Origin of the sequence: Streptomyces sp. NPDC088762 (assembly GCF_044750905.1) — a bacterium.
Lineage (GTDB): Bacteria > Actinomycetota > Actinomycetes > Streptomycetales > Streptomycetaceae > Streptomyces.
The window spans coordinates 421817-436917 of sequence record NZ_JBIVKT010000004.1 but is presented as its reverse complement, the minus strand read 5'-3'; the positions used below and the strand labels follow the sequence as shown (position 1 = coordinate 436917).

General features: G+C 73.1%; 17 protein-coding genes. 12 read left to right on the top strand and 5 right to left on the bottom strand.

All coding sequences use genetic code 11. The features are described from left to right. Positions 1–58: 58 nt before the first annotated feature. From ACIP5M_RS13455 to ACIP5M_RS13440, 4 genes are read left to right on the top strand one after another with little or no spacing between them, the layout of a single operon-like run. The gene (locus ACIP5M_RS13455) at positions 59–733 is read left to right on the top strand and encodes an AIM24 family protein (protein ID WP_401195950.1); all 675 of its coding nucleotides are present in this window, start codon (positions 59–61) and stop codon (positions 731–733) included. After that, positions 730–1542, top strand: coding sequence for an ATP-binding cassette domain-containing protein (locus ACIP5M_RS13450; protein ID WP_401196328.1), 813 nt, complete (start codon positions 730–732; stop codon positions 1540–1542). Before ACIP5M_RS13455 ends, ACIP5M_RS13450 begins: the two co-directional genes overlap by 4 nt. Beyond that, positions 1539–2189, top strand: coding sequence for an ABC transporter (locus tag ACIP5M_RS13445; protein WP_401195949.1), 651 nt, complete (start codon positions 1539–1541; stop codon positions 2187–2189). Before ACIP5M_RS13450 ends, ACIP5M_RS13445 begins: the two co-directional genes overlap by 4 nt. Positions 2190–2211: 22 nt before the next feature. Next, complete coding sequence (locus tag ACIP5M_RS13440; protein WP_401195947.1) at positions 2212–2403, top strand: hypothetical protein; 192 nt, start codon at positions 2212–2214, stop codon at positions 2401–2403. A 14-nt stretch (positions 2404–2417) separates the two neighbouring features. Here the strand turns inward: ACIP5M_RS13440 and ACIP5M_RS13435 are convergent, their stop codons facing one another. The 5 genes from ACIP5M_RS13435 to zapE form a co-directional block, all read right to left on the bottom strand. Further along, positions 2418–3224, bottom strand: coding sequence for a polysaccharide deacetylase family protein (locus ACIP5M_RS13435; RefSeq protein ID WP_401196325.1), 807 nt, complete (start codon positions 3222–3224; stop codon positions 2418–2420). Positions 3225–3449: 225 nt separating this feature from the next. Next, complete coding sequence (locus ACIP5M_RS13430; RefSeq protein ID WP_401195944.1) at positions 3450–4379, bottom strand: PPK2 family polyphosphate kinase; 930 nt, start codon at positions 4377–4379, stop codon at positions 3450–3452. A 48-nt stretch (positions 4380–4427) separates the two neighbouring features. Next, positions 4428–5771 carry an alkaline phosphatase PhoX gene (locus ACIP5M_RS13425; protein WP_401195942.1) on the bottom strand — a complete coding sequence of 448 codons (1344 nt, stop codon included), beginning with the start codon at positions 5769–5771 and terminating at the stop codon, positions 4428–4430. A gap of 231 nt (positions 5772–6002) precedes the next feature. Continuing rightward, positions 6003–6431, bottom strand: a complete 429-nt coding sequence (locus ACIP5M_RS13420; protein WP_401195940.1) for an OsmC family peroxiredoxin — start codon at positions 6429–6431, stop codon at positions 6003–6005. Positions 6432–6493: 62 nt separating this feature from the next. Beyond that, the gene (gene zapE, locus ACIP5M_RS13415) at positions 6494–7594 is read right to left on the bottom strand and encodes a cell division protein ZapE (RefSeq protein WP_401195938.1); all 1101 of its coding nucleotides are present in this window, start codon (positions 7592–7594) and stop codon (positions 6494–6496) included. A gap of 36 nt (positions 7595–7630) precedes the next feature. Between zapE and ACIP5M_RS13410 the strand changes: the two genes are divergently transcribed. The 8 genes from ACIP5M_RS13410 to ACIP5M_RS13375 all read left to right on the top strand — a co-directional run bounded on the left by ACIP5M_RS13410 (position 7631) and on the right by ACIP5M_RS13375 (position 15087). Further along, complete coding sequence (locus tag ACIP5M_RS13410) at positions 7631–8413, top strand: pyrimidine reductase family protein (RefSeq protein WP_401195935.1); 783 nt, start codon at positions 7631–7633, stop codon at positions 8411–8413. A 136-nt stretch (positions 8414–8549) separates the two neighbouring features. Further along, positions 8550–9017, top strand: a complete 468-nt coding sequence (locus ACIP5M_RS13405; protein WP_401195933.1) for an indole-3-glycerol phosphate synthase — start codon at positions 8550–8552, stop codon at positions 9015–9017. Positions 9018–9075: 58 nt separating this feature from the next. Further along, positions 9076–10470, top strand: coding sequence for a UDP-N-acetylmuramate--L-alanine ligase (gene murC / locus ACIP5M_RS13400; protein ID WP_401195931.1), 1395 nt, complete (start codon positions 9076–9078; stop codon positions 10468–10470). 15 nt (positions 10471–10485) lie between these two features. Continuing rightward, entirely contained in the window at positions 10486–10893 is a 408-nt protein-coding gene (msrB, locus tag ACIP5M_RS13395; RefSeq protein WP_401195928.1) for a peptide-methionine (R)-S-oxide reductase MsrB, read from the top strand. 577 nt (positions 10894–11470) lie between these two features. Beyond that, positions 11471–13738, top strand: a complete 2268-nt coding sequence (locus tag ACIP5M_RS13390; protein WP_401195925.1) for a nitrate- and nitrite sensing domain-containing protein — start codon at positions 11471–11473, stop codon at positions 13736–13738. Continuing rightward, positions 13735–14139, top strand: a complete 405-nt coding sequence (locus tag ACIP5M_RS13385) for a roadblock/LC7 domain-containing protein (protein ID WP_401195922.1) — start codon at positions 13735–13737, stop codon at positions 14137–14139. The genes ACIP5M_RS13390 and ACIP5M_RS13385 overlap by 4 nt, the downstream gene beginning before the upstream one ends. Beyond that, complete coding sequence (locus tag ACIP5M_RS13380) at positions 14139–14507, top strand: DUF742 domain-containing protein (RefSeq protein ID WP_401195920.1); 369 nt, start codon at positions 14139–14141, stop codon at positions 14505–14507. Before ACIP5M_RS13385 ends, ACIP5M_RS13380 begins: the two co-directional genes overlap by 1 nt. Then, complete coding sequence (locus ACIP5M_RS13375; protein ID WP_401195917.1) at positions 14494–15087, top strand: GTP-binding protein; 594 nt, start codon at positions 14494–14496, stop codon at positions 15085–15087. Before ACIP5M_RS13380 ends, ACIP5M_RS13375 begins: the two co-directional genes overlap by 14 nt. Positions 15088–15101 lie beyond the last annotated feature (14 nt).

The following is a 15101-nucleotide window of genomic DNA, read 5'->3' as shown; positions in this document are numbered from 1 at the left end:
CCAGGCTCCGCCTTGAGGATGATGCCGAGGGTGCCCGCCCCGGGCGAGTATCTGATCCATGAAGAGCGATCTTTTTGCCTCCGAGAACCTGGCGCAGCCGGCCGTCGCGCCCGGCATGACCCTGCAGAACGCCAAATCCGTGAAGTACGCCGTCAACGGCGAGATGCTGGCCCGCCAGGGCTCGATGGTCGCCTTCCGCGGAAACCTCCAGTTCGAGCGCAAGGGCCAGGGCATAGGCGGCATGCTCAAGCGCGCCGTCACCGGCGAGGGCCTGGCGCTCATGTCCGTACGCGGGCAGGGCGAGGCCTGGTTCGCCCACCAGGGGGGCAACTGCTTCATCATCGACTTCGAGCCGGGCGACGCGCTGACCATCAACGGCCGCAACGTGCTCTGCTTCGACCCGACCCTCTCCTACGAGATCAAGATGCTGAAGGGCGCCGGCATGACCGGCGGCGGCCTCTTCAACAGCCTCTTCACCGGCACCGGCAAGCTCGCCGTGGTCTGCGACGGCAACCCGATCGTCATCCCGGTCACCGCTCAGTCCCCCGTCTACGTGGACACGGACGCGGTCGTCGGCTGGAGCGCCCAGCTGGAGACCGGACTGCACCGCTCCCAGTCGGTCGGCTCGATGATCCGCGGCGGCTCCGGCGAGGCCGTCCAGCTCAGCCTGCGCGGCGAGGGCTTCGTCATCGTGCGCCCGAGCGAGCTCACCGAGACGACGGCCTCGCACTGAAGCTGACCGCAGTGGGCCGCCGCTACGGACGGCGCCGGCCCTGGGTGCTGCGCGGGATCACGCTGGAGCTCCCGCGCGGCGCCCTCGTCCGCGTCGAAGGCGGCAACGGCGGCGGCAAGTCCACCCTCCTGCGGCTCGTCGCCGGAATCGACGCCCCCACCGAGGGCCGCGTCAGCGGCCGTCCGACGCGCACGGGCTACGTACCCGAGCGCTTCCCGGCGGCACTGCCGCTCACCGCCGCCGCCTACCTGACCCACCTGGGACGGGTGCACGGGCTGCCGCGCGCCGAGGCGGCCCGCCGGGCGGCCGACCGGCTGGAGCGGTTCGGCGCCGCCGCGTACGCCCGCACCCCCATGGCCGAACTGTCCAAGGGGAGCAGCCAGAAGGTGGCCGTCGCCCAGGCCCTGCTCGCCGAACCGGGGCTGCTCGTCCTCGACGAGGCGTGGACCGGCCTGGACACGCCCGCCCGGGCGGAACTGGACCGCGCCGTCGCCGAACGCACCGCCGCCGGGGGCACCGTGGTGTTCGTGGACCACGACCCGAGGCGGCTCGCGGGCGCCGCCGACGCCCACTACCGGGTCGAGGGCGGGGCACTCGTAGCGGTGTCCGGCACGGCCGGGGCGCGCGTACGGATCCACGCCGCCGGCCCGCCCGGCCGGGCACTTCCGCCGGGCCTCGCGGCCGCCGCGCCCGCCCCGGGCGGGGGAGTACTGCTCACCGTGGACGCCGACCGCTCCGACGAGGTCCTGCGCGAACTGCTCACCGCCCGGCCGCCCTGGCACATCCGCACCGTGGAGGAACTCCCGTGACCGCCCTGCTCCGCTACCAGGGCGCCCTGCTCCTGCGCTCCCAGCGATGGCTGGCGCCCCTGATCGTGTACGCCGCCTTCGTGGGCGCCGGCATCCGGCCGGGCGACCCGATGCCGGACTCCCTCGGCTTCGCGGCCGCCGGCCTCGTCCCGGTCACCGCCTGGCTGGTCCGGATCTGCGTGACCGGCGAACCCGACGCGGCCCGCGACTGCACGGCCGCGGCCGCCGGTCCCGTACGGGTGCACGCGGCGTCCCTGCTCACCGCCCTGGCCGGGGCCCTGGCCGCCGGAGCCGCGGCAGCCGCCGTGGCGCTGCTGACCGGCGACCGGGCCGGCGCCGACCCCGGCGCGGCCGCCCTCGCCGGGGCGGTCGCGGTGGCGGCCTGCGCACTGACCGGCGCGGCCGTGGGCGCCCTGTGCAGCCGCCCGTTGGTCCGGCGCCGGGGCCACGCCGTCCTGGCCGGCACCCTCGGCTCCCTCCTCGCCTGGGTGCTCGCGTTCTCCCCGGCCCGCGCCGCGGTGTCCGCCCTGGTCACGGCGGCCCGCTCGGGGACGGTACCGCTGCCGCTCGTCCCCCTGGCGGGCGCACTGCTGCTGGCTGCGGGGGCGGGCACGGCGGCCTGCCTCGCCGCCGCGCGGCGGGGTTAGGCGGCCCAGTACGCTGGTACGCATGGACGAGCCGGACCGGACCGAGTCGTACTGCCCCGCACCGGCAGCCCCGGAGGGGCGGGTGCCCGGCCCGCCGTACGCCGACTGCCTGGAGTGCGGCAAACCCACCGAGTACGGGGTCGCCACCCCGGGCGTGGTGCTGTGCCCGGTGTGCGAATGGCAGGACGCGCAGCGCACGGCCTGCTCCGGCTGAGGCGGTCCTCCGCGCTACTTGCCGATCAGCTCGGAGACCTTCACGAAGCGGTAGCCGCGCTTGCGGAGCTCCGGGACGATCTTCCGGATGGCCTCTTCGGTGACGGGGGCGGCGCTGCGCGTGCAGTGCATGACCACCACCGAGCCGGGCTTCACCCCGGCCAGCACCTGCTCGGCCACCGCGTCCGGGTCCTTCGCGAAGGCGTCCCCGCTGACCACGTCCCACTGGACGGCCGTGACCTTGGCCGTGGACAGGGCCCGCAGCGCCTGGTCGTCGTAACAGCCGCCCGGGAAGCGGAAGTACGGGACGGTGTTGACCGCGCCGGCCTTCCGGAAGGCGTCGAAGGCCCGGTCCACGTCGGCGCGGGCGGCGGCGCCGTCGAGCGCGGGCAGCCCGTAGCAGGGCGACTTGAAGGCGTGGTGGCTGTACGAGTGATTCGCGATCTCGAAGTTCGAGTCGGTGCCGATGGACTTCGCCTGGTCCGGGTACTCCTCGGCCCAGCGGCCCGTCATGAAGATCGTCGAGGGCACCTTCAGGGTGCGCAGGGCCGAGATCAGCTGGGGGTTGTCGAAGTGCTCCCCGTCCGCGGCGCGCGGCCCCTGGTCGGAGGTCATGTCGGCGTCGAAGGTCAGCGCGACGGTCTTGTCGCTCTGCTGCTTCGTCCGCTCGAAGACCGGGGTCAGCCCGTTCGGACCGGGCGCCAGGGTCGGGGCCTTGTGCGGCGCGCCGCCCTGCGGGGCGGCCGACGAGGACGGTTCGGCCCCGGCCGCGAGCGGCGCACCGGAGGCGGGGACGGAGGGGGTGGCCGCGGGGGTGCCCATGCGGGCCTGGCCGCCCCCGGCCGACGTACCGGCGCCGCCCCCGCAGCCGGCGAGGGTGCCCACCAGCGCTGCCGTGACGGCTGCGGCTGCTGCTTTTCGTACGGAAATGGTCACGCACGCAAACTATATGACTAACCGATAAGAAGCCTTACGCGACAGACGGCCAAGCGGGCGAGCGGCCGTTCCCGACCCCAGTCCCTCCGGACCGCCGGCAGCCGGCGGAACTCAGCCCGCCAGCAGGCGCCTGCGGCACTCCTCGACGTCGAAGTCGGCCTGCGGATAGCGGGGCCCGATGGCCTCCAGGTGCTCCAGGAGCAGGGTGCTGATCGCCCAGTTGCGGTACCACTTGCGGTCCGCGGGGACGATGAACCAGGGCGCGGCGTCGGTGGAGCAGCGCTCCAGCGCGAGCTCGTAGGCCTCCTGGTAGGCGGGCCACACGGCGCGCTCGGCGAGGTCGCCCTCGTCGAACTTCCAGTGCTTGTCGGGGTTGTCCAGCCGCGCCAGGAGCCGCGCCCGCTGCTCCTCGTAGCTGATGTGGAGGAAGACCTTCACGATGCTCACGCCGTCGTCCGCGAGGGACTTCTCGAAGCGGTTGATCCGGGAATAGCGGCGGCCCAGCCGGCTGCGCGGCACCAGTTCGCGCACGCGGGCGACGAGGACGTCCTCGTAGTGCGAGCGGTCGAAGATGCCGATCTCACCCGGCTGGGGCAGGGCCTTCTTGATGCGCCAGAGGAAGGAATGCTCCCGCTCCTCGGGCGTGGGCGCCTTGAAGGCCTTGATGCGGCAGCCGGAGGGGTTGAACTGGCCGATCACGTGCTTGACGGTGCCGCCCTTGCCGCTCGTGTCCATGCCCTGGAGGACCAGCAGGACCCGGCGCCGGTCGCCGGCGGTGCTCGCCGCGTAGAGCCGCTCCTGGAGGGAGGCGAGCCTTCCCGCCATCGCGGCGGTGGCCGCGAGCCCGGCCGCCTTGTCGGCGGGGCCGGCGGGGATGCCGGCGGGGTCGAAGCGGCGGAGGTCGAGCCGGTCCCCTGCGGGGACGCGCAGCAGCGGGCTCAGGGCCGGGACCTCGGCGGCCTCCCCACGTCCCTTGCCACTGCCCCCGCCCTTGCCGTTGTCCTTGTCCTTGGTCTTCTTGGGCACCTCGCTCAACCCCATCCCGTCGATTCCGTTCGATCGTGCACCAAATCGAACGGAACCGCGAGATCAGTGCCAGGGGCCGGTCACCGCGAACGTGGTCCCCGGGGCATAGGCGTTGACGTACATCGTCCGGCCGTCGGGGGAGAAGGTGACCCCGGCGAACTCCCCCCACTCCGGCGCGCCGGAGGGCCCGATGTCGTCGGCGTTGCGGGCCACCGGGTAGACCTCGCCGTCGGCCGTCACACCGAACACGTACTGCGCCCCGCCGCCGTCCTCGCAGACCATCAGGCCACCGTCGGGGGCCAGGCAGATGTTGTCGGGGGAGTCGCCGGGCAGCCTGACGTCCGCCGCCGGACCGAAGAGGACGTCCAGCCGGAGCCGGGCGCGCAGCGGGTCGTAGAACCACACCTGCCCGTGGTGGTCGGCGCCGGCGCCCTCGCGGGTGCGGGCGTAGCTGGAGACGAAGTGGACGCCGTGGCCGCCCCAGTAGCAGCCCTCCAGTTTCTGGGCGTGGGTGATCCCGCCCGGCCCGAAGTCCTGGAAGCGGATGGCGGTGCCGGCCGCGGACGGGTCCGGCACGGGGACCCATTCCACCGGGAACTCGGCCCCGGGCTCGTCCACCACCGACAGGTCCGCGATGCCCGGTACGCGCAGGGCCTCCAGGGAGCCCCCGGCGCGCAGGGAGCCGAGGCCGCCGAGGGGACGCGCCGGCAGGAACCGGTAGAACAGCCCGAAGGGCTCGATGAAGGCGTCCTCGGTCTCGTAGACGATCCCGCGGTACGGGTCCACGGCGACGGCCTCGTGGGCGAAGCGGCCCATGGCGGTGAGCGGGACCGCGCCCGAGCGGTGCGGGTCGGCGGGGTCCACCTCGAAGACGTAGCCGTGGTCCTTGGTGTAGCCGGAGGTGCCCGCGCGGTCCTCGGTCTCCTCGCAGCTCAGCCAGGTGTTCCACGGGGTGCGGCCGCCCGCGCAGTTGACGGCGGTACCGGCGAGGGCGACCCGCTCGCCGGTGACCGCGCCGGAGGCGTCGAGCTCCAGGGCGGTGCAGCCGCCCAGGGCCTGCGGATCGTAGGTGAGCCCCTCTACGGCGGGCACGCGCAGGGCGGCCGTGGTCCGGTTCTCGTGGTTGCGGACCAGCCGTACGCGGCCGCGGCCCGCGCCGAAGGCGGCCATGCCGTCGCAGTTGGCGGGAACGGTGCCCTCGCCGGAGCGGAGCGGCTCGCCCGCCCGTGACAGCACCCGGTACGAGAACCCGGCCGGCAGGTCGAGCAGCCCGCGCGGATCGGGCAGCAGCGGCCCGTAGCCGCGGCTCTGCCGCATGGCTCCGGCCCGGCCGGTGAACAGGGCGCCGAGCGCCCCGGTGAAGGCGATCCCGCCGGCGGCGAGCAGGCTGCGTCGGGACACGGACATCGGCAACTCCCGGCGGGGGCGGAGATGTAACCGGCCCGTGATACCACGCCGCACCCCCTGAGCCGCCCCCACCCGCCGACCGTTCCCACCACCGGCCCAGCGCCCCGGCCGGGCCGGACGGATGGACGGACGGCAGCAGCCAAACCCAGCCCCTCCGGCGATTGAGGCGCGGAGCCACGCGGCGGAGCCGCCGCCCCCCGAGGGGAGGGGGCTCCGCGCAGCGGGAACGGGTCAGACGAGCTTGGCGCTCAGCGTGATGGTCGTGCCCGTCAGGGCCTGGCTGACCGGGCAGTTCTTCTTCGCGTCCTCGGCCGCGGCGGCAAACGCGTCGGCGTCCATGCCCGGCACCTCACCCTCGGTCGTGAGGTGGATCCCGGTGATCCCCTTCCCCGGCTCGAACGTCACGGCGGCCGTCGTGGTCAGCTTCGCCGGCGCATTGCCTGCCTTCGCCAGGCCGTTCGAGAACGCCATGTTGAAGCAGCTGGAGTGCGCCGCGGCGATCAGCTCCTCCGGGCTGGTCCGCCCGTTCGCCTCCTTGTCCGTACGCGCGGGCCAGGAGACCGGGTAGCTGCCGATGCCGGACGAGTCGAGACTGACGACGCCCTTGCCCTTGAGCAGGTCGCCTTCCCAGACGGCGTGTGCGGTGCGTGTGGCGGCCATGGTGGATCCCTTCGCAGATGTTGGGAACGACCGGGTCCCCGGAAGGGCCCGGCTCCCCAAACCTACTGGGACACCAGGGGTTTCGCGTCGCGCGCCAGGGCGGTGAGCCGCGATATGGCGCGGAAGTACTTCTTCCGATAACCGCCGGCCAGCATCTCTTCACTGAACAGGCGGTCGAAGGCGACCCCGGAGGCCAGGACGGGTATCTCCCGGTCGTACAGCCGGTCGGCCAGCACCACCAGCCGCAGCGCCGTCGACTGGTCCGGCACCGGGCCGACGTCGGTCAGGCAGACGGCCGACAGCCCGTCCGTCAGCGCGCCGTAGCGGCTCGGGTGGACGCGGGCCAGGTGTTCCAGCAGTCCCGGGAAGTCGTCCAGGCTCGCGCCCGGGGTCGCGTACGCGGCCTTGGCGACCTGCTCGTCCGAGAACGGCGCCGGGGCCTCGGGCAGGCCGCGGTGGCGGTAGTCCTGGCCGTCGATCCGCAGCGGCCGGAAGTGCGCCGACAGCCCCTGGATCTCCCGCAGGAAGTCGGCGGCGGCGAAGCGGCCCTCGCCGAGCTTGCCGGGCAGCGTGTTGGAGGTGGCGGCCAGCGCCACGCCCTGCTCGACCAGGCGGCTGAGCAGCGAGGAGACGAGGACGGTGTCGCCCGGGTCGTCCAGTTCGAACTCGTCGATGCACAGGAGGCGGTGCCCGCCGAGGGTCTGGACCGTCTGCTGGAAGCCGAGCGCGCCGACCAGGTTGGTCAGCTCCACGAAGGTGCCGAAGGCCTTCAGGGCGGGCTCGGCCGGGGTGGCGTGCCACAGGGAGGCGAGCAGGTGGGTCTTGCCGACGCCGTAGCCGCCGTCGAGGTAGACCCCGCGCGGGGCCGCGGCGGCCGGGTTCTTCGGGGTCCTCGCGAACCAGCGCCGCTTGCCGGCTCCGGAGGCGTGCGCCCCGCCCAGGCCGGCCGCGAAGCCGCTGAGCACGGTGACGGCCTCGGCCTGGCTGGGCTGGGTCGGGTCCGGGTTGTACGTGTCGAAGCGCACCGAGTCGAAACGCGGCGGCGGCACCATCTCGGCGACCAGCCGTTCGGCGGGCACCCGCGGCTCACGGGCGCACAGGGCCTGAGGGCCCGCGTCGTCGGCTATCGGGGGCCGTCCGGAGGCGGTGAGTGATGTTGACACAGCTCTTAACTCTACGGGGCGTGGCAGACTGCACCGATGCGACGCCTGCTCCCTGTGACCGATCAGACATCAGCCTCGCCGCAGGATCCGGCCGACCGCGAGTGGTCGCTGGACGAGCTCGCCGAGGCCTACGCCTACCCGCCGCTCGGGCCGGACGCGCACTGGCTGCGGGCGAACATGGTTTCCACTCTCGACGGGGCCGCCCAGCACGAAGGCCGTTCGCATCCGATCTCCGGCGAGACCGACATGCGGATCTTCGGCACGCTGCGGGCCCTGGCCGATGTCGTGGTCGTCGGCGCCGAAACGGTTCGCCAGGAGGGCTACCGCCCGGCCCGGGCCCGGGAGGCCTTCGCCGCCCGGCGCGAGGCCGCCGGACAGGGGCCCGCCCCGGCCATCGCGGTGGTCACGGCGAGCCTGGACCTGGACTTCTCGCTCCCCCTGTTCACCTCCCCGCTCGTGCCGACCCTGGTGGTCACCGGGGCCGCCGCGCCCGCCGGCCGGGTGGCCGAGGCCGTCAAGGCCGGGGCCGAGGTCGTCGTCGCGGGCGAGGGCGCCGGCGCGGATCCCGTCCGGGTCGTACGGGAGCTCGCGGAGCGGGGGCTGCGCCGCCAGCTCACCGAGGGCGGGCCCCGGCTGCTGGGCCAGTTCGTGGCCGCCGACGTCCTGGACGAGCTGTGCCTGACGATCTCGCCGACGCTCACGGCGGGAGACGCGCAGCGGATCTCCGGTGGGCCCTCTGTCACGGTTCCGCACCGCCTCGCGGCAGCCGGTGTCCTGGAAGAGGCCGGCTTCCTGTTCACGAGCTACCGTCGGATCTGACAAGGTCGCGGAATTTGTCGTTCCGCTTAGCTTCCACTGGGCACATATACCTCCGCAGGCCCCGTGCGAGAGCGGGGCAGGATGGTTTCCGCAGGGGTCGGCCACCCGGCCTCGGCCCATGAAGGAGAGGGCGTCCGTGTTCACGAGCGTATTGATGATCGAGCAGCCGCTGACCACGGTGGACGTGGACTTCGTCACCACCCTGCACGGAGACGACCAGGTCTCCTTCGTCGTCCTCATGCAACCCAGGGGCGACCAGGACCGACTGCTGCGCGCCATCGACGACGTAGCGCTCGGTGAACTCCCCGAGGCCATCCGCGAGGGCGAGGAACCCGCGGGAGAGGCCGCGCGCGGCCCCGCCGCACAGGCGCTCGCGCACTCCCTGAACGCCCTGCGGCAGAAGGGCGCCCGGGCCGTCGGCCAGATCGTGGAGGACCACCCGCTCGACAAGCTGAAGGCCGTGGTGGACGAGACGAACGCCGACGAGGTGATCGTCCTGACCGCCCCGCACTTCGTGGAGGAGTTCTTCCACCGGGACTGGGCCTCCCGGGCCCGGCACAAGGTCGGCGTTCCGGTGCTCAAGCTCTTCGCCCACAACGAATAGGCTTGGGTCCGTCAGAGCCCGACGCACACACACCGCACTCGATCCTGGAGCGACCTGAATGAAGCCCGGCCTGCCGACCGCCATGGAACGGCCCCACTTCATCGGCATCGGCGGCGCCGGCATGTCCGGCATCGCGAAGATCCTCGCCCAGCGCGGCGCGCAGGTGGCCGGCAGCGACTCCCGTGACTCCGAGACCGCCCAGGCGCTGCGCGCCCACGGCGTCACGGTCCACATCGGGCACGCCGCCGGCCACCTCGCCGCCGACGCCACCTGCGTGGTCGTCTCCAGCGCCATCCGCGCGGACAACCCCGAGCTGGCGCGCGCCGCCGAGCTGGGCATCCCCGTCGTCCACCGCTCCGACGCCCTGGCCGCGCTGATGGACGGGCTGCGCCCGATCGCCGTCGCCGGTACGCACGGCAAGACCACGACCACCTCGATGCTCGCGGTGTCCCTGTCGGCCCTGGGCCTGGACCCCTCGTACGCCATCGGCGGCGACCTGGACGCCCCCGGCTCCAACGCCCACCACGGCGAGGGCGACATCTTCGTGGCGGAGGCGGACGAAAGCGACCGCACCTTCCACAAGTACACCCCGCAGGTCGCGATCATCCTCAACGCGGAGCTCGACCACCACGCGAACTACGCGTCGATCGAGGAGATCTACGAGTCCTTCGAGACCTTCGTCTCCAAGGTCGTGCCCGGTGGCACCCTGGTCGTCGCCCACGGCCAGGAGGGCGCGGCCGAGATCGCCCGCCGGGTCGCCGGCCGCCAGGGCCTCGAGGTCGTCACGTACGGCGAGGAGCCCGAGGCCGACGTCCGGATCACCAAGATCACCCCGCGCGGCCTGACCAGCGAGGTCACGGTCGTCCTGGACGGCCGGATGCTCACCTTCACCGTCTCCGTCCCCGGCCGGCACTACGCGCACAACGCGGTCGCCGCCCTCGCCGCGGGCGTGGCCCTCGGCATCCCGGCCCACAACCTGGCCTCCGCCCTCGGCAAGTACACCGGCGTCAAGCGCCGCCTCCAGCTCAAGGGCGAGGCCGCCGGCGTCCAGGTCATCGACTCCTACGCGCACCACCCGACCGAGATGACCGCCGACCTGGAGGCCATCCGCGGCGCCGCCGGGGACTCCCGGATCCTGGTCGTCTTCCAGCCGCACCTCTTCTCCCGCACCCAGGAGCTCGGCAAGGAGATGGGCCAGGCCCTCGCCCTCGCCGACGCCTCCGTGGTCCTGGACATCTACCCGGCCCGCGAGGACCCGATCCCCGGTGTCACCAGCGAGCTGATCATCGCCGCCGCCCGGGCCGCGGGCGCCGATGTGAGCGCCGAGCACTCCAAGGACGCCGTCGCCGACGTCATCGCGGGAATGGCCAAGCCCGGCGATCTCGTTCTCACCATGGGAGCGGGCGACGTCACGGATCTGGGGCCCCGGATCCTGGCCCGGCTGTCGGACTGAGGGAGCGGGAACGTCATGGCGTACGAGGTCGAGAAGACGGACGAGCAGTGGCAGGCGGAGCTGACGCCGTCCGAATACCAGGTGCTGCGCCTCGCGGGCACCGAGCCGGCCTTCCGCGGTGAGTACACGGACACCAAGACGGAGGGCGTCTACTCCTGCCGGGGCTGCGGGGCGGAGCTGTTCCGCTCCTCGGAGAAGTTCGAGTCGCACTGCGGCTGGCCGTCGTTCTACGACCCGAAGGACACCGACGCGGTCGAGCTGGTCGCCGACACCTCGCACGGCATGATCCGTACCGAGGTCCGCTGCGCGACGTGCGGGTCCCACCTGGGCCACGTCTTCGAGGGCGAGGGCTACCCCACGCCGACGGACCAGCGGTACTGCATCAACTCGATCTCGCTGCGCCTGACGCCGAAGGGGGCCTGACGACAGCGGGGCACTCGCCCCGGTCCTCATGACGCGCCGGCGGGTCACCGCGCCGGCGCGGTAAGAGCAGACGGCGCGCGGCCCGGTGTCCGGGGCGCGCGCCCGAGGGCGCTCTTCGACGAAGGGGCCTCTTCGACGGCCCCTCAGGGCCCGGGGTGCCCCGGGCCGATCGACACGCGCGCATCTCGCCGTTCCGGTCATCGGCGCGCGCGGTGTCGGGGACATCGCGAATGGATTCCGATCCGGTCTCCGGCTTGAGACCCATCGCTGCCGGTAGCACGATTCGGCCACGGAAGATACCTCTCCGCATCTGCGGTGTGGCTGGTTATGATCGGCACCCTCAAGATCCCGCCGCAGCCCCCCGGGTTGTGCCCGTCCCCACCCCCGGACGGTGCCGGACCGGGCTGTCGGGCTGCCATCCGCTGCCATCGCCGCCACCCGCCGGCCCGCCGTCCCCTGCTCGTCCCCCCGCTCCAGAGGACCGATGTCTCCCATAGAACCCGAAGGCGCACCAAGGCGGCCAACGTGCCGCCGGCGGCGTACCGTACGCCTGCGTACGCTGCTCATCCTGCTGGCGGTGATCCCCATCGTGGCGATGGGCACCCAGGTGACCGTGACCGCCCAGCGCCTGCTGGAGCAGTCGGAGCGCCTGCGGGCCGATGTCGCGGCCGCCGAGCGGCTCGGCGCCCCGCTGTACACGCTCATGGTCGACCTGCAGGCCGAACGGACGGTCACCGCCTCGCGCTGGGCGGGCACCGCCGGGGCCGAGGAGGAACTGCGGGACCGGCGGCTGGCGACGGACCGCGCCGCGGCCGAGTTCCGCCGGCTGGCGGCCGGTTCGACCGCCCCCTTCAGGGAGGTGAACCAGCAGCTCGACGGCCTGCCCCTCCAGCGCCAGCGCGCGGACGCCCGCAGCGGCGGAGCCGACGCCACGCTCGCCTACTACACCGGGGCGGTCGGCGCGGTCATCCAGGTGTACCAGCAGGAGTTCAGCCACGCGCAGGACCCCGACGTCGCCCGGGAGAGCCGGCCCGTGGTGCCGATGCTCGCGGCCACCGAGATGGTGGCGCGCGAGGACTCGATCCTGGCCCTGGCCGGGCCGTCCCGGGAGCTGGACTCCGCCGCCTTCGACGAGTTCATCAGCGCCATGGGGGCCCAGCGGTACCTGTACGAGGCATGGATCGCGCCGTACCTGTCCGAGCGGGACCGGCGGTTCTACGAGCGGATCCTCTCCTCCTCGGACTGGAAGACGAAGACCCGTATCGAGAACGCGGTCGTCTCCGACCACAAGGACATCGAATCCGGCGTCAAGCTGCCCGCCGAGATCGGCGGCTGGCGGTCCGCGCACGAGAACTTCTCGGTGCAGATGGCCTCCCTCAACGTCGACCGGGCGCGGCAGGTGCTCACGCGCGGCGAGGCCAAGGCCGCGGAGCTGCAGACCGAGGTCGCCTGGCTGATCGGCGGGAGCGGCGGCGGGCTGCTGCTCGTCGTGGGCGTGATCGTGTTCACCACCCGGTCGGTCCTGCGCCGCCTGAACGTCCTGCACGAGCGCACGGTGACCGTCGCCGAGGAGACCCTCCCCGGCATCGTCGCCCGGCTCCAGCGCGGGCAGACGGTGGACGACGCGGCGCTGCCGGCGGTGCGCGGCGACCGGGACGAGGTCGGGCGCGTCAGCGACGCGTTCGCCCGGGCCGTTGCCGTCTCCGTCGACGGACACCGCCGGCTCGCGGCCGAGCGCCACGGTTTCGGTCTGTTCGCCGCGGGCATCGCCTCGCGCACGGGGAACCTGGTCAGCCGCCAGCTGAGCCTCACCGAGGAGCTCCAGGACACCTTCGGCCACGACGAGGCGCTGCTCGCCCAGTTGATGCGGGCCGACCAGCTGACGGTGGGCATGCGGAGGCAGATCGAGAACCTCCTCATCCTGGCGGGCGGCGAGGTCCCCGACCCGCACACCGAGCCCATGCGCGTCGCCGACCTGCTCCGCGAAGCCGCTGCGGAGGTCGAGGACTTCCGCCGCATCGAACGTCAGGCCCTGGACGAGACCAGCGTGGAACCGCACGCGATCAGCCAGATCAGCCACCTGCTCGCGGAGCTGCTGGACAACGCCACCCGCTTCTCCCCGCCGCGGTCGAAGGTGGTCATCCGTGCCGAACTGGTCGCGGACGGCCTGTCGGTCGAGATCGAGGACCGCGGCCCGCGGGTGACTCCCGAGCGGTACGAGGAGATGAACCGACGCCTGCACGAGGCCCCGCCCTACTCCGTCCTCGCGCAGAACGCGCACCGGCTGGGCCTCTTCGTGGTCGGTCACCTCGCCGACCGGCTCGAGGCGACGGTCACCCTGCGCCGCTCCGTGTACGGAGGGACCTCCGCCGTGGTGATCCTCCCCGGGGAGCTGCTGGTGGCGACCGAGGGCGAAGCACCGCGCGAACCCGCGCGGCCTTCCCCGGTCCCGGCTGCGCCCCCGGCGCCCGCCCAGGATCCGGCCCCGGCGGCGTCCGCGCCGCGCCTCGCGGAGGAACGCAAGCCCGAGCTGGTCCTGCACACGGCCGCCGGGCTGCCGACCCGCGGTACGAAGAGGCCCGCGCCCGCGGCCGTCCCCGTACCGTCCCGGCCACCCGCACCCGCACCAGCGGCCGCACCCGCGCCGACGCCCGGCCCCGGGAGGCCGGCCCTCCCCGAGCGCGTCCCGCAGACCCACATCGCCGAACAACTGCGCGCGCCCCGCGCACCGGAAACCGTCGTCCCGCAGGACACCGCGACCCCCGAAGAGGTGGCCGACGCCTGGGCGGACTACGAACAGGGCACCCAGACAGTGGAAGAAGAGCTCCGACGGGATCAGCCATGACCACCTCATCGACCGACATGATCTACAGCGTCCTGGACAACAACCTGAGCAGGATCGCCGGCATCCAGGGAGCCGTGCTCCTGTCCAACGACGGCATCAAGCTGAGCGCCTACCTGCTGGACGAGCCGCAGGCCGAACGGATGGCGGCCGCGGCCTCCGGCATCGCGGCCACGATGAAGGCGATATCCCGGGAGGTGGACGGCGGCCGGGTCATCCGCCAGCTGGTGGAGATGGACGACCGGTACCTGTGCATCGTCGGCTGCGGGGAGGGCAGCACCCTCATCGTGGTGACCTCCCGCAAGGCGAGGCTCGGGGAACTGGGCGGCGAGGCCGTACGGACCGCCCAGGCGCTCGGCGAGTGGCTGGGCACGCCCGAGCGTACCCAGGCGCCGACCCCGTAATGCCGGAAGAGGAGCCGCAGCCCGCACGACGCCGCAGGACGCGGCTGTACGCCCTGACCGACGGGCGTACGGCCGCACCGCACACCGTCCTCACCATGGACACCACGATCACCGCGGCGGTGGCCGAGGACGCCCTGGGCGGCCTGCCCACCGAATGGCAGGACATCCTCGCCATGTGCGCGGTGCCGGGCGGGCTGGCGGTCGCCGAGATCGCCGCGCGGACGCACATCCGCCTCACCCCGATGGCGCTGCTCCTCGGCGAACTGGCCGACCGCGGGCTGATCCACCACCGGCCGCCCCTGGAGGGCGCCGAGACCACCAACGTCCACCTGCTCATGAGAATCAGGGACAACCTTGCCCGGATATGACACCCCCGCCACCCAGGAACCGGCTCCGGTCAAGATCCTCGTCGCCGGTGGGTTCGGGGTCGGGAAGACGACCCTGGTGGAGACCGTCTCGGAGATCGAGCCGCTGCGTACGGAGGAGCGGCTGACGGCCGCGGGCGTCGGCGTCGACGACCTCGACGGCATCGAGTCCAAGGCGGTCACCACCGTCGCGATGGACTTCGGCCGGATCACCCTCGCCGATGCCGGAGTCGTCCTCTACCTGTTCGGTACGCCGGGCCAGGAACGCTTCTGGTTCATGTGGGACGACCTGCTGAAGGGGGCGCTCGGGGCGATCGTGCTGGTCGACACGAGGCGCCTGGACCGCAGCTTCCCGGCCGTGGACTTCTTCGAGAGCCGCGGCCTGCCGTTCGTGGTCGGCGCGAACTGCTTCCACGGCGAACAGCCCTACACGGCGGAGGAGATCGGGGCCGCCCTGCACCTGCGCGACCCGAACACGCCCGTCCTCATGCTCGACGCCCGCTCCCGTACGGACGTCCGCGCGTCCCTGCTCGCGCTGCTCGACCTGCTCATCGCGGACGCGGGGGCCGCTGAAGCCGTCTGAGGCTGCGACCCGGG

Bases quoted from the DNA above. Each gene is read 5' to 3' on its own strand.
- ACIP5M_RS13455 (WP_401195950.1), top strand. From the start codon at position 59: ATGAAGAGCGATCTTTTTGCCTCCGAGAACCTGGCGCAGCCGGCCGTC.
- ACIP5M_RS13440 (WP_401195947.1), top strand. From the start codon at position 2,212: ATGGACGAGCCGGACCGGACCGAGTCGTACTGCCCCGCACCGGCAGCC.
- ACIP5M_RS13435 (WP_401196325.1), bottom strand. From the start codon at position 3,224: ATGGGCACCCCCGCGGCCACCCCCTCCGTCCCCGCCTCCGGTGCGCCG.
- ACIP5M_RS13430 (WP_401195944.1), bottom strand. From the start codon at position 4,379: ATGGGGTTGAGCGAGGTGCCCAAGAAGACCAAGGACAAGGACAACGGC.
- ACIP5M_RS13425 (WP_401195942.1), bottom strand. From the start codon at position 5,771: ATGTCCGTGTCCCGACGCAGCCTGCTCGCCGCCGGCGGGATCGCCTTC.
- ACIP5M_RS13420 (WP_401195940.1), bottom strand. From the start codon at position 6,431: ATGGCCGCCACACGCACCGCACACGCCGTCTGGGAAGGCGACCTGCTC.
- ACIP5M_RS13410 (WP_401195935.1), top strand. From the start codon at position 7,631: ATGCGACGCCTGCTCCCTGTGACCGATCAGACATCAGCCTCGCCGCAG.
- murC (WP_401195931.1), top strand. From the start codon at position 9,076: ATGAAGCCCGGCCTGCCGACCGCCATGGAACGGCCCCACTTCATCGGC.
- msrB (WP_401195928.1), top strand. From the start codon at position 10,486: ATGGCGTACGAGGTCGAGAAGACGGACGAGCAGTGGCAGGCGGAGCTG.
- ACIP5M_RS13385 (WP_401195922.1), top strand. From the start codon at position 13,735: ATGACCACCTCATCGACCGACATGATCTACAGCGTCCTGGACAACAAC.
- ACIP5M_RS13380 (WP_401195920.1), top strand. From the start codon at position 14,139: ATGCCGGAAGAGGAGCCGCAGCCCGCACGACGCCGCAGGACGCGGCTG.